Source organism: Gammaproteobacteria bacterium (genome assembly GCA_029880545.1).
Classification (GTDB): domain Bacteria; phylum Pseudomonadota; class Gammaproteobacteria; order Acidiferrobacterales; family SZUA-150; genus JAOUOD01.
In genome coordinates, this window is sequence record JAOUOD010000011.1 from 20,752 (window position 1) to 34,354 (window position 13,603).

At 53.5% G+C, this 13,603-nt stretch carries 15 protein-coding genes; 10 read left to right on the plus strand and 5 right to left on the minus strand.

What is annotated here, in order from left to right; all coding sequences use genetic code 11:
* Nucleotides 1–67 precede the first annotated feature (67 nt).
* The 10 genes from OEZ10_12145 to radA all read left to right on the plus strand — a co-directional run bounded on the left by OEZ10_12145 (nt 68) and on the right by radA (nt 7,322).
* Nucleotides 68–487 carry a hypothetical protein gene (locus OEZ10_12145; GenBank protein MDH5633729.1) on the plus strand — a complete coding sequence of 140 codons (420 nt, stop codon included), beginning with the start codon at nt 68–70 and terminating at the stop codon, nt 485–487.
* The gene (locus OEZ10_12150; GenBank protein ID MDH5633730.1) at nt 453–1,007 is read left to right on the plus strand and encodes a hypothetical protein; all 555 of its coding nucleotides are present in this window, start codon (nt 453–455) and stop codon (nt 1,005–1,007) included. The genes OEZ10_12145 and OEZ10_12150 overlap by 35 nt, the downstream gene beginning before the upstream one ends.
* Nucleotides 1,008–1,295, plus strand: coding sequence for a hypothetical protein (locus OEZ10_12155; protein ID MDH5633731.1), 288 nt, complete (start codon nt 1,008–1,010; stop codon nt 1,293–1,295).
* A 61-nt stretch (nt 1,296–1,356) separates the two neighbouring features.
* Complete coding sequence (locus tag OEZ10_12160; protein MDH5633732.1) at nt 1,357–1,779, plus strand: hypothetical protein; 423 nt, start codon at nt 1,357–1,359, stop codon at nt 1,777–1,779.
* A gap of 230 nt (nt 1,780–2,009) precedes the next feature.
* On the plus strand, nt 2,010–2,483 hold the full coding sequence (rpsF, locus tag OEZ10_12165) for a 30S ribosomal protein S6 (GenBank protein MDH5633733.1): 474 nt from the start codon (nt 2,010–2,012) through the stop codon (nt 2,481–2,483).
* Between the two features lie 35 nt (nt 2,484–2,518).
* Nucleotides 2,519–2,743, plus strand: coding sequence for a 30S ribosomal protein S18 (rpsR, locus tag OEZ10_12170; protein MDH5633734.1), 225 nt, complete (start codon nt 2,519–2,521; stop codon nt 2,741–2,743).
* A 12-nt stretch (nt 2,744–2,755) separates the two neighbouring features.
* Entirely contained in the window at nt 2,756–3,205 is a 450-nt protein-coding gene (gene rplI, locus OEZ10_12175; GenBank protein MDH5633735.1) for a 50S ribosomal protein L9, read from the plus strand.
* A gap of 262 nt (nt 3,206–3,467) precedes the next feature.
* A complete protein-coding gene (gene dnaB / locus OEZ10_12180; protein ID MDH5633736.1) occupies nt 3,468–4,880 on the plus strand; it encodes a replicative DNA helicase in 1,413 nt (470 codons plus the stop codon).
* Nucleotides 4,877–5,959: an alanine racemase gene (alr, locus tag OEZ10_12185; GenBank protein ID MDH5633737.1), complete on the plus strand. Its 1,083-nt coding sequence runs from the start codon at nt 4,877–4,879 to the stop codon at nt 5,957–5,959. The genes dnaB and alr overlap by 4 nt, the downstream gene beginning before the upstream one ends.
* A 4-nt stretch (nt 5,960–5,963) precedes the next feature.
* Nucleotides 5,964–7,322, plus strand: a complete 1,359-nt coding sequence (gene radA / locus OEZ10_12190) for a DNA repair protein RadA (protein MDH5633738.1) — start codon at nt 5,964–5,966, stop codon at nt 7,320–7,322.
* Nucleotides 7,323–7,411: 89 nt separating this feature from the next.
* Here radA and OEZ10_12195 read toward each other — a convergent pair whose 3' ends face one another.
* The 5 genes from OEZ10_12195 to dapD all read right to left on the minus strand — a co-directional run bounded on the left by OEZ10_12195 (nt 7,412) and on the right by dapD (nt 13,585).
* Entirely contained in the window at nt 7,412–8,119 is a 708-nt protein-coding gene (locus OEZ10_12195) for an FHA domain-containing protein (GenBank protein MDH5633739.1), read from the minus strand.
* Nucleotides 8,120–8,154: 35 nt separating this feature from the next.
* Nucleotides 8,155–8,937 (minus strand): Stp1/IreP family PP2C-type Ser/Thr phosphatase, encoded by a 783-nt coding sequence (locus OEZ10_12200; GenBank protein ID MDH5633740.1) that lies wholly within the window; start codon nt 8,935–8,937, stop codon nt 8,155–8,157.
* A 17-nt stretch (nt 8,938–8,954) separates the two neighbouring features.
* Nucleotides 8,955–11,468, minus strand: coding sequence for a serine/threonine-protein kinase (locus OEZ10_12205; GenBank protein MDH5633741.1), 2,514 nt, complete (start codon nt 11,466–11,468; stop codon nt 8,955–8,957).
* Nucleotides 11,469–11,633: 165 nt separating this feature from the next.
* On the minus strand, nt 11,634–12,764 hold the full coding sequence (gene dapE / locus OEZ10_12210) for a succinyl-diaminopimelate desuccinylase (protein ID MDH5633742.1): 1,131 nt from the start codon (nt 12,762–12,764) through the stop codon (nt 11,634–11,636).
* Nucleotides 12,764–13,585, minus strand: coding sequence for a 2,3,4,5-tetrahydropyridine-2,6-dicarboxylate N-succinyltransferase (dapD, locus tag OEZ10_12215; protein MDH5633743.1), 822 nt, complete (start codon nt 13,583–13,585; stop codon nt 12,764–12,766). Before dapD ends, dapE begins: the two co-directional genes overlap by 1 nt.
* Between the last annotated feature and the right edge of the window lie 18 nt (nt 13,586–13,603).

Here is a 13,603-nt window from a genome sequence, read left to right on the forward strand (position 1 = left end):
GCGGTAAGCTAACCCGGATATACAATTCTGTCGTTTGTCCGGTTGATTTGCCAATGCAGACAGCTGCATGAACATAACCAGATTACATCATGTTGTCTTTCTTTCCCCGGTCTTTCTGGCCCTTGTTTTTCTGCTTTTCTCGTTGATTCCCGTAGTCCAGGCCGATGACAATTACATGGGAGAAATGTCGGTCGCCTGGGATCGATATGACGATGGCGACTATGAGTCTGATACTTATCGAGTTGACGCACAGATCCATTTTTCTGCTGTAGATACAGGCGAGTTCCCCCGTAAGGAGGCAGCGTTTCTCAATCACATAGGCAGTGTTACTGTAAGCGGTTACGAGAACCGGTATGGGCTAACAGGAATTGGGTATGGAGATTCCGAGGGGGAGGGTCAGGGACAGTTTCTTTCTGTTGTTGCCATGAAGCCCGGTTTTCCGGTCATGCTGCATGCTGCATGCTGCAGGCAGGTCATCAGAAGATGAGCGCCGGGATGTATATGTCTTTGGTCCAATAGATTGGACCACTGCTACAGAGGAATACCAGGTTGAACTGGGCATATTCCCGGCAAAGTCATTGCTGGTTAAGGCTGGTCATTATAAGTCCGAGGGCATAACTGAAATTCCGTTGATAGAGGGGTATTCCTGGGATTCAAGCACCGAAGGGAATAGCCTGTCACTGAAATATGTTGGTCGACCAGGTTCTCAATATGTGAATCTCGAAGCATTCTATGAGGCGAGCAAACATGAATTCTCAACCATCAAGCACAGTACCAAGGCGCTTGGAGTATTGGGGGATTATTATTTTACCCGGGATCTGAGCCTGGGTGCAGGATATGTGGTAGTGGAGAGCGATTTGGACGGCGATGTAGACGAGTTCAACGTGCTGTCGCTGAATGGAACCTATTTCATCTTTCCTTCTCTATCCGTTACCATGCAATACAACCGGGTCGATAATGATGATTCGGTGAAAAACTATTCAATCAAGGTTGCAACGAGATTTTAGATGGACATGAAGAAATTAATATCAATTGCGATTATCGCATCGATTCCCATGTTGACCGGCATGGGCCTGTTACCCAAAAGTGGCAAGGGTGGCTGCAAGGAAACCATTGATATCGCATGGGAAGAACTAAATTCGGCCAAGGCAGATAACGTTATTGGCGGCCTGCGCCTGACCAAGGCAGCAGGCATCCTGGCCCAGGCTCGTGTCCGGTTTGAAGCCGGGGAGTATGAATCCTGTATCGAGAAGGCTGAACGGGCGCGCGAAGTCATACGAACGGTAGACGATTGATAATCGTTCCTGGACTATACTGGCACCAGCCAATACGGCTTTGAAACGGAATCTGAATTGTATGAAAATTTATCTTTATGCAGTTGCACTGGCGTGTGCGATGCCACCGGTTTCGGCCGCTGTGAGCGGTGCAACCCCTGATGTAGCACCAATAATGCTGGCCAAGGGCCCGCCTGATCATGCGCCGGCACACGGCGTGCGAAACAAGAAAAAGGCGCATAAACAGGAGAAGCGGGAGCATCGCCCGAAACGAGCTCATCGCTACCAGTATTACCCTGATGCGCGGGTCTATTTTGATCCTGCCAGGAGCGTGTATTTTTACCAGAAGGGTGGTGCATGGATATCCGCCCCGAGACTGCCTCGTGAATTAAAGGTAAACCTTGGCTCCGGTGTTTCAATGGACCTGGATGTTGCCGATCCTTACAAGCTGCACCGGGAGCATCTCAAGCAGTTCCCGACGCCGCCGAAAATCAGGCTTCGTTGATACCCGCTGGCCGGCACTGCGAGGCCCGAAAGGAAGGAAAATATTGCGTCGCCAAGCCCCTGAAAAACCGGCCTTTTTCCGGTCGGCGGGGCTTGGAATTCGGCCTGCACTGGTTTAGAATCCGCCGCTCACTGGGCTGACCAGGAAAACCTGGTTGCCCGTTCTCCTTGCCTTACCGCACCGGTCTGATCTGGATGACGGAAGGCTTTGATCCATAAGGGGTTTTTGTAATGCGTCATTATGAAATCGTAGTACTGGTTCACCCGGACCAGAGTGAACAGGTTCCTGCCATGCTGGAGCGTTACCGCAGCATGATTCGGGAAGGCAACGGCCAAGTCCATCGCGAAGAAGACTGGGGTCGCCGCCAACTGGCCTATCCTATCAACAAGGTCCACAAGGCCCATTACATTCTGATGAATATCGAATGTGATCTCGACACCCTGCGCGAACTGGAATCCGCTTTCCGTTTCAACGACGCGGTGCTGCGCAACCTTGTCTTGAATCGCGACGAAGCCGTGACCGAACCTTCTCCGATGATGAAGGAAAAAGAACGCGAGAAGGAGCGTGAGCGCGAAGCAGCTGAACGTCAGTCACGCGGATCTGATGACTCGGATGATTCCGGTGACTCAGATGATGACGCCGATGATTCGGACGTAGTTGATGATGAAGCCGGTGACGCCGAAGTCGACACCGAAGAAGCCTAAGGGCGTTAGCGAACAGATTCGAGAGGACACTAGTTATGGCACGTTTTTTCCGACGCAAGAAATACTGCCGCTTTACGGCGGAAGGTATTAAAGAAATCGATTACAAGGACATTGGTCTGCTGAAACAGTACATTACTGAGACCGGCAAGATCATTCCGAGCCGCAATACCGGCACCAAGGCCAAGTACCAGCGCCAGCTGGCCACCGCCGTCAAGCATGCGCGTTACCTGGCGCTGCTGCCGTTCAGTGACAGCCACTAAGGGAGTCGGGTGATGGAAATTATTTTGCTTGAAAAGATTCGTAATCTCGGCAACCTGGGTGACAAGGTTAATGTCAAGGCTGGTTATGCACGCAACTTCCTGTTGCCAAAGGGCAGGGCGGTAGTGGCTACCGAGGCAAACAAGGCGGAATTCGATACTCGCCGTGCTGAGCTTGAAAAATCCCAGGCTGATACCCTGGCGGCCGCCCAGGCCCGCGCCAGCGCCATTAATGGACAGCGTATTGAAATCAGCGCGCGCGCCAGCGACGAAGGCAAGCTGTTTGGTTCTATTGGTACGCGTGAAATCGCCGATGTCTTGAGCGCCAGTGGCAATAAAGTATCGCGTTCCGAAGTGCTGATGCCTGAGGGCCCGATCAAGGAAATTTCCGAGACAGAAGTCGAGATTGCCCTGCATGCCGAAGTGGTCGCCACTATTGTGGTTGCCGTATCAGCAGAAGCCTGAGATCGGTAGCAGCGCATGATCAGCTTAGCTGATCATGCAAGATCGCCGCAAAACCCGCCGGTATTCCGGCGGGTTTTTTCATTTTTGGCGCAAAAACAAAAGTACTAGGCTCAAGCAGGGCCACTGCATATAATGGCCGACAGATTGGTTTCCCGGCGCAAATTATACGAATCAGCGAATTTCGGAAGCACGCAAGCATTCCGGAACGCAATCAAAGCGCCAAATCCGACTTTCCAGAAAAAATAACGAGAGGTTGAAGAGCTTGGACGAACAAGCTGTATCTGCAGGTGTCGGCAAGGTTCGCGCGTTGACCGAGGCCACGGTGCCGCCACAGGCCATTGAAGCTGAGCAATCCGTCCTGGGTGGTCTCATGCTCAATAATTACAGCTGGGAGCAGGTCGGCGACCGCATTACCGCACAGGACTTCTACCGCAAGGAGCACCGGCTTATTTTTAACGCGCTGACGCGCCTCCTCGAAGAAAATCGACCGGCAGACGTGTTGACCGTGAGTCAGGAGCTTGAAACGCTGGGCGACCTGTCGGCCGCTGGTGGGCCGGAATACCTGGTTTCTCTGGCAAACAATACGCCATCAGCTGCCAATATCGCTGCCTATGCGGACATCGTGCATGAGCGCGCGTTGTTGCGCAGGCTGATTGCTGTCAGTCACGACATCGCCGCACTGGCTTACCGGCCGGAAGGTCAATCCGCTGTTGAGATTATCGACCGCGCAGAAAAGACCATTCTCGAAGTCAGCGACGCCGGCTCCCGTCGGGGCGGCTTTCAGGAGCTGAAAAAATATCTCACCGGCTCCATTAATCGAATTGAGGAGCTTTACAAGTCCGACAATCCTATCACCGGTGTTGGCACCGGTTTTGTCGATTTTGATGACAAGACGTCCGGTTTGCAGGCATCGGACCTGGTAATCCTGGCGGGTCGGCCGTCAATGGGCAAAACTTCGCTGGCCATGAACATGGCCGAAAATGCGGCAGTGGGTGACAAGGTGGGCGTGGCAATATTCAGTATGGAAATGCCCGGTGAGCAGCTTGCTATGCGCATGATGTCATCCCTGGGACGAATCAATGCCCATCGTGTTCGTACCGGCAAACTGGAAGATGATGACTGGCCCAGGCTGACGTCAGCCATGGGTATGCTGGTTGAGGCGCCAATATATATTGATGACACGCCGGGATTAACGCCCATGGAAGTGCGCGCGCGTTCGCGTCGTCTTGATCGCGAACATCGCCAGAAAACCGGCAAGGGGCTTGGCTTGATTGTGATCGATTATCTTCAGCTGATGCAGACCGGCCAGTCGGCGGAAAACCGCGCGACCGAAGTTTCGTTGATTACGCGGAGTCTTAAAGGGTTGGCCAAGGAGCTGAATGTTCCTGTTATTGCACTTTCACAGCTGAATCGCAGCCTGGAACAACGGCCTAACAAGCGCCCGGTTATGTCAGACCTTCGTGAATCCGGCGCGATCGAGCAGGATGCTGACGTGATCGTGTTCATTTATCGTGACGAAGTTTACAACCCGGACAGCCCTGACAAGGGTACCGCGGAAATCATCATCGGCAAGCAACGAAATGGTCCGACTGGAACAGTGCGATTGACATTCCTTGGTGAGTACACCCGGTTTGAAAATTTTGTTACCGGTAATTTCGACGAGGTTTATGGATGAGTCGTCCCGTTTGCGCACGCCTGGATGGCAGCGCATTGCGTCACAATTTTCAGCTGGTCAGAAAACTTGCACCCGAATCAAAAATACTGGCCGTGGTCAAGGCAGATGCTTATGGCCATGGCCTCGAGTGGGTGGCATCGCAGTTATTGCAGGCAGACGGCTTTGCCGTGGCCAGTATTGAAGAAGGAATTCGACTTCGCGAAGCGGGAATTGGTGAGCCAGTCATTATGCTTTCCGGGTTCTTTTCCGCTGATGAATTGTTGTTGTTGACCGGGTACCAACTGACGCCGGTTGTCCATAGTCCCTGGCAGGTTGACGTTCTTGAAGCCCGGGTTGACAAACGACCAATTGATGTCTGGTTAAAGTTTGACAGCGGCATGCACCGGCTGGGCTTTGATGAAACGCAATGCGCCTCTGCCTATCAACGTTTGCAACAACTCGATCATGTACGCATTGCCGGCTTGATGACACATTTTGCCAACGCTGATAATCCTCGTGATGCCACCACTAAAGAGCAAATTGACAGCTTTGCACGGTTACGCGACAGGCTCGGTAATGGTCAAGCCAGTCTTGGCAACTCCGCCGGTATTGTTGGCTGGCCGCAATGTCACCAGGATTGGGTGAGACCAGGTATTATGCTTTACGGCAGCAGCCCGGTACTGGGCAAGAGCGCTGATGAGCTCGGACTTGAGCCGGTAATGTATTTTGAAAGCAGGCTGATCTCGGTCAGTCAGAGAAAAGCCGGGGATCGAATTGGTTACGGTGGCGATTGGTTGTGCGCTGAGGACATGACCGTAGGCGTAGTAGCTGCAGGTTATGGTGATGGCTATCCCAGGCATGCGCCACCGGGTACACCGGTTGCGGTAAAGGGTGTCCGGGTACCGCTGATAGGCCGTGTGTCCATGGACCTGATTACGGTTGACCTCTCATCCGTTGCTGATGCAACTGTCGGTGATCCTGTCGAGCTGTGGGGTGGAACAGTCCATGTCGACGAAATTGCACTGCTTTCCAATACCATTGCCTACGAGTTGATGTGCCACGTTACCTCGCGAGTACCGCGCCTGCCGATTGCAGTCTGAAGTTATGGCCAAACCCAGAACCCTGTTCAGTTGTAACGAGTGTGGCACTGAAACCGGCCAATGGGCGGGACAGTGTCCGGGTTGCAGGCAATGGAACACCATGATTGAGGTGCGCCAGGCGGCAAGTACACCACGCGCCAATCCTCGCCTGAGCCTGGCACCGAAATCCGAAGTGCAATCACTGGATGCTATCAAACCGGAAAACATGATCAGGCTCAGTGCCGGTATGAAGGAGCTGGATCGTGTGCTGGGTGGCGGGTTGGTGATTGGCTCCGTAGTGCTCATTGGTGGTGATCCGGGAATTGGCAAGTCTACTTTATTGTTGCAGGCGCTGGCTTCCATTGGCGACAACGCCAATGTTCTGTATGTATCCGGCGAAGAATCAGCCCAACAGGTGGCGTTGCGCGCCCATCGATTGGGTGTTGTCAGTGGTCGAGTCAAGCTGCTGGCGGAAACCCGCGTTGATACGGTACTGGAAAGCATAAGCAAGACCCAGCCGCAGGTTGTCGTAATCGATTCCATACAAACCATGTTTTCCGATGCCTTGCAATCGGCACCGGGCAGCGTTTCCCAGGTCAGGGAAACCGCGGCACAACTGGTCAATATGGCCAAGCATACCGGCATTGCCTTGTTGCTGGTGGGTCATGTTACCAAGGAAGGTGCACTGGCCGGTCCAAGAGTGCTGGAGCATATGGTTGATGCCGTGTTGTATTTTGAGGGTGACAACTCCAGTCGCTTTCGGATTGTTCGTGCCATCAAGAACCGTTTTGGAGCGGTGAATGAACTGGGCGTGTTCGTCATGGATGAAGCCGGGCTCAAGGAGGTAAGCAATCCGTCCGCTATGCTGGTAAACCGGCAGGATGTACCGGTACCCGGCAGTGTGGTTCTTGCCACCCAGGAGGGAACCCGACCCTTGCTGGTGGAAGTGCAGGCCCTGGTTGATGATACGCAGCTGGCCAACCCGCGACGTGTTTGTGTAGGTATTGACGGTAACAGGCTGGCCATGTTGCTGGCGGTATTGCATCGACATGGCGGTATTTCAACTTCGGGGCAGGATGTTTTTGTCAATGTTGCCGGTGGCATGCGTATCACCGAAACAGCATCTGATCTGGCCGCCGTGATGGCCGTGGTGTCGAGCCTGAGAAATCGCCCCCTGGACCGGAACACCATCTTGTTTGGTGAAATCGGGCTGGGTGGCGAGATCAGGCCGGTTCAGCGAGGCGAGGAGCGTATTCGGGAGGCGGCAAAGCTGGGATTTCAGCGTGCCGTGGTTCCGCATTCGAACAAACCAAGGAAAACCATTGATGGCATAGAGGTTGTTGCTGTCAGAAGGTTGTCCGAAGCACTGGAATTGTTTGACTAGAGGCACACAGCATCTTTTCCGGGACAAGAGAATGCCGACCCGGTAAGGGGTCGGCATTTGGTGCCGGGCTTGTCCGGACGATTATCAGCTTACTTCAGGTAAAACTGTAACCGGGTTCCGGCAACTTCAATAATATCCCCGTTCTTCAGTGGCGCACCTGCGGCATCAACAGCCCGGCCATTGAGTCGTGGTGCTTCTTCGGTGCCATCCGCCGATACCAGTTTGTAGCCATCGTCGGTTTTCTGAATAGCGCCGGAAATGCGACCGGTCTTGCCAAGGTTGGTGACACTCTTGGTTAACTCAATACGCTTGCCGCTGTTATTGCCGCTGAGCACGAATATGGCGCCCTGGCGTTCTGATTTGTGCGCGTCAGAAGGCTGCATGGACATGGTCTCGCGGGCGAAATTCTTTCCGGGCGCGGGCGCGTTTGCGCCGGAGTCCGATATCGATCCCGGGTTGATAATAACAGTTCGCGCAAAATCTTCGGTTCTTTCCTCGTTTTCGGTGTCGCCTTCCGTGAAATACACCATTGTGTGCTTGCCGACAGTGATGACATCACCATTCTTTAGATGGTGCTTGGTAATACGCTTGTTGTTGACAAATGTTCCGTTGGTGCTGTTGAGATCCTGGACGAATGAATCTTCACCGATTGTGAAGATGTTCGCGTGCTCACCGCTAACAGACAGGTTGTCGACGAAGATGTCATTGGTTGGTTTGCGACCGATTTTCATGTCGCCTTGTGTCAATTCAATATGATCAATGACTTCATTGTTGAATTTCAGGATCAGTTTTGCCATAACTTTGCTTCCGTATGGTGTGGTGCTCGACGCGTCTAGTTCGTCTGGTTGCGTGTAAAGTTTCCGTCGGTGCGGATCAGTATTATTGATATGTTGTCCGGACCGCCCTTGCTGTTTGTTACCTCGATCATCTGATGCACAATCGGTTCAAGATTGCTGTTATCGGATTTCATTAGGTCTCGAATCTGGTTGTCGTCCAGAACATCATTCAGTCCGTCTGAACAAAGCAGGTAGATATCATCACTCTCTGTAATAAACTCTCTGATCTCCGGCTCGACCTTTGCATCGACGCCGAGAGCGCGGGTAACCAGGTTTTTGTTATACGCGGTTCTGGCTTCTTCAGCGGAAATAAGTCCCCGGCTGAGCAGTTCCTGGACAACCGAGTGATCGACAGTCAGCTGTTGCAGCGTATTCTTTCTGAGACGGTAAAGACGGGAGTCGCCAACGTGGCCAATGCTGATCTTGTTGCCATGAAATGCGGCAGCAACGACTGTTGATCCCATGCCGGCACATTCCGGTCGCTCCTGGGATGTTTCATGTACCGCGGAGTTGGCCAGGCGTATGGCGTCGCCAATGGACTGGGATTCCAGTGACAGGCCGTTTTCCAGTTTGACTTTCCCCGGGTTCTCAAAGACATAGTTCATGTGGCGCATGATCAGGTCTACAGCAAGGCCGCTGGCAACTTCACCGGCCTGGTGGCCGCCCATGCCATCGGCGAGCACAACCAGACCCAGATCGCCATTGGTAGCGATGCAGTCTTCATTATTGGTACGTACCTGACCCGGGTCAGTGGCCGCAGCGATATCCAGTTTGCCCATATTCATTCCATCTATTGTTACAGTTTAGCCCGGCACTTTTCAATGGCTTCACGCATTTCGGTGCCGGTCTGGTATCGCTTGTCCGGATCCTTTTGCAGGGCCTTGTCGGTGATGGTTCTTACGCAGGGGGGCAAATCCTCCCTGACCCTGATGATATCCTTATGCTTCTTGTTAGTAATCTGGTACATAAGTGCCGCCATGGAGTCACCGTTAAATGGCTGTTCCGCGGTCAACAGCTCGTACAGCATGACACCTAGTGAAAACAGGTCAGAGCGTCCGTCAACATGTTTTCCGGCAAGTTGTTCGGGAGACATGTAGGAGGGTGTGCCCAGTACCACGCCGGTCTTGGTTTTGCTGGAAGCGGTGATCCTGGCAATGCCGAAGTCCGTGACCTTGACCACGTCGGATTCTTCATCATACATGATATTTGCCGGCTTTATATCACGATGTACGACATCCTGCCTGTGGGCGTAATCCAGTGCATCAGCAACATGTCCGACGATATCCAGCGACCAGTCGACCGGGAGCAGGTCCATCGGGCTGATGTAGTTACTCAAGTCCTTGCCCTTGAGGAATTCCATGGCGATATAGGCCAGGTCATGCTCTTCGCCAGCATCAAAAATGGTAACAATATTGGGGTGGTTCAGCCGGCCAGCCGTTTCCGCCTCGCGGAAGAATCGCTCCTTGACGTTTGCCAGGTCGCTTTCATCGAATTCCTGTGACAGTGCCATGGTTTTGATGGCAACCACGCGATTGATCTTGGGGTCCCGTCCCAGGTAGACCGTTCCCATGGCGCCTTTACCAAGCTCTTCCTCGACTTCGTAACGACCCAGGGTAGGTTTCTGATCGAGCCCGTTGAGTATCATGGTGCCGGCATTACCGCCAGCGCCGCCGATGATGATGGTGCCATCCACATGTTGTGCCCGTTGACGCCGCTCCTTGGCGTCCTTGAATTTCTTGTTGTGTCTGAGGATGTGGTCATACGCTGATACCGCCTTGGCGAACTGGCGCTTGCGCTCATAGTCCAGTGCCAGGCTGTAAATCAGGTCCAGTACTGAGTCGTCAACCGGCAGCTTCCTGAACTTGTCAAAAGCCATATCCAGCTGGCCCTGGGACTGGTAAGACAAACCCAGCATGCGGTTGGATTGTGCTGAGTCCGATTCAACGGCCTGCTTGATGCGCTCGGTATCAAAGAAGCGGCGCGTGGTCATGGCAATATGGCCCGTAACCAGGAACAGGGCTACAAATACTGTCTTGAGCCAGACTTTTTCCCAGATCATGAAATACTGGCCTGCCAGCAGGACGCCAATAAATATAATAAACGAGAAAAATGCACCCCAGCCGGTGCCGAATCGCGGCAACAACAACATAAGATAAAGCAATACCACGACAAACATGCCGAGCTCGGTAAGCGGTGCCCATTCCGGGCGGGTATAGAAATCCTGGTTGAGGATGCTGCCGATAGTATTGGCGGTCAGCTCGGGCTCGCTCATGGCACCGGATACCGGGGTAATGTAGGTACTGCCCACACCTGTCGCAGTGGAGCCGATAATAATGATCTTGTCACGAAAAACGGAGCCGGGAATTGAACCGTTGCGTACATCTGCAAACGAGTAACTGGCAAAGGCAGGCTTGCCGTTATCTTCCCGGTAAAAGCCTGTGTGCATAATCATGTCAGAATCAGTAAGAATTCTGAGCTTGCCAACACCAATGCTTTCGCCGAGCGTGGCATTTATGCTCGAGGAGCCGAGATTCAGGCTTCGCGCCGCCATCAGCAAAGCCAGCGAGGGGTAGTATTCGCCGTAGTGTTCCAGGATCAGTGGCTCGCTACGAACACCCCCGTCCGCGTCATGCCAGTAGTTGATATGGCCTATACCTTTTGCACTCTTGCCGAACATCTCCATCGGGTACGTGGCCTTAACGGTCGGGTAGGCGATGCCGTTGCTGATTTCAGGAGTCTTGACCCGGGACAGACGATTACCGGTCACAAATTCGGGCAGCGTCTTGTCAGGGTTGCCCAAGGGTTCGCCGAGAGTGAAAAACATGGGCAGAAAAACATTGTTTGCCGTTGGAATGCTTCTGGCTAATCTGTTATCGGAATCGAGATCGCTTTCCGCCCGAATCAGCATGCTCCGCAGTGCGCCCCTGGGGGCGCCCTTGAGCTCGCTGTCAACGTATTCGCGAATTTTGCGAATATGCTTCAGTCCTGGATCAGTTTGAGGTTCAGTGAGAGATAGCTGCAGGCCAATAACCTTGGAGCCGGCCTTGGCCAGGCGATCAATCATGTCGGCCAATTCTTTTCGAGGCCATGGCCAGCGTCCAATACGCTCAATGCTCGCGTCATCAATGGCAACAATCGCGATCTTGTTTGTGGCGCCGGGAGTTCTGAAGGTAAGCCTGACTCCGTTGTCGTATGCAATGGTTTCAAATTGCTCAAGAATGCCCAGGTTGCCAAGATGAGCGGCACCGAAAACAACGGCAACAACCAGTGCGATTGTCCAATTTCGGGTGCCACTACCCCCGTTAGCCATGCAGATTCCTCAATGAATTAACCGTCTTGTTGTTGTATTTGATGTTTATATAGTCCAGTAAGCAGGCTATTGCATCACACGTTACCCGGTAGCCGGGCCTCGTCGATTCCAAAATGCAATAATTAACTTTAAGAGCGTATTATAAACTATTGTATTATATATAATTTAATCCAAAACGAACTCCAGTATTTTCTGGTAAATTCGTGATAAATCCGCTGCATCTTTTGCCTTGATTCGTTCATTGACCTGGTGAATGGTGGCATTGAGAGGGCCCAGTTCTACCACTTCGGCGCCTGTAGGGGCAATAAAACGACCATCGGAAGTGCCGCCTGATGTTGATAATGCGGTCTCGGTCCCGGTTACGTCCCGGATTGCCTTGCGTGCCGCATCGACGAGCACGCCTTCCGGGGTCAAAAATGGCTGGCCTGAGAGACGCCAACGCAGCTCAAAATCAAGCCCGTGGGCGGCCAGTACCGTTTCCACGCGTTCCCGAATCACGCTATCCGTCAGCGCCGTCGAAAAACGGAAGTTGAATTGCGCGTCCAGGGTGCCGGGAATGACATTTTCAGCACCCGTGCCGGCCTTGATATTGGCGATCTGGAAGGTTGTCGGCGGAAAATATTCAGAACCCTGGTCCCATTCGGTTTGGGCCAGTTCGTCCAGAGCCGCCAGTGCCAGGTGCACCGGGTTTTTAGCCAGGTGCGGGTAGGCCACGTGACCCTGCTTACCGCGCACCGTCAGGAATCCGTTAATAGAGCCGCGGCGCCCGTTCTTGATGACATCGCCAAGGGACTCGTTGGATGATGGTTCTCCGACGACGCAATAGTCGATTTTGGTGCCGCGTTGCTCGAGCCATTCCACGACCTTGACCGTGCCATTTATGGATGGCCCTTCTTCGTCTGATGTAATCAGCACGCCGATACTGCCCGGGTGATTCGGGTGATCGGCAAGGAAGGCTTCTATGCTGGTAATAAATGCCGCCAGCGAGGTTTTCATGTCGGCGGCGCCGCGGCCACAGAGCATGTCGCCGATGATTTCGGCCTTGAACGGATCGTGTTCCCAGTTTTCCAGGGGGCCTGAAGGCACCACGTCTGTATGCCCGGCAAAGGCGATCAAGGGCCTGGCAGTCCCGCGTTGCGCCCAGAAGTTGTCCACATCGTCAAAGCGCAGGCGATGAATTTCAAAGCCCAGGGTTTCGAGGCGGGTAATCATGAGGTCCTGGCAGCCGGCGTCCTCGGGCGTAACCGAGTTCCGGCTGATCAGGTCAATGGCAAGATCCAGTGTCGGGTCGGACATCAAATATCGCGCAGCAGCTCGTTGATACCGACCTTGGAGCGGGTTTTTTCGTCCACTTTCTTGACGATCACGGCGCAGTAGAGGCTGTACTTGCCATCCTTGGAAGGCAGGTTACCCGAGACCACCACCGAGCCAGCGGGAATGCGGCCGTAGCTGATTTCCCCGGTTTCGCGGTCGTAAATCTTGGTGGACTGACCGATGTATACGCCCATGGAAATGACCGAGCCTTCTTCAACAATGACGCCTTCGACCACTTCAGAGCGCGCGCCAATGAAGCAATTGTCTTCGATAATGGTGGGCGAGGCCTGCAGCGGCTCCAGTACGCCACCAATGCCAACGCCGCCGGAGAGATGAACGTTTTTGCCAATCTGGGCACAGGAGCCCACCGTGGCCCAGGTGTCGACCATGGTGCCTTCATCCACGTAGCCACCAATGTTGACGTAGCTGGGCATCAGCACCGCGCTGGGTGCGATGTAAGAGCCTTTGCGGACAGAGGCGGGCGGTACCACCCGGAATCCGCCTTCGCGGAAGTCGCGGGAGTTATAGTCGGCAAACTTGCTGGGTACCTTGTCCCAGTAGTTGGTGTAGCCGCCCTTTATAAAGGTGTTGTCTTCAATTCGGAAATACAGGAGCACCGCCTTTTTCAGCCATTGGTTGACCGCCCAGTCGCCATCTTTTTTCTCGGCGACACGAGCCTTGCCGCTGTCCAGCAGGTCAATGGCCTCCAGGACCGCGTCCTTGACGTGGGTGTCGACGCTGCGCGGGGTGATATCGGCGCGTTTTTCAAACGCATCTTCAATAATGCTTTGGATATTGCTCATGTTTCCGTCCTGTTCAGG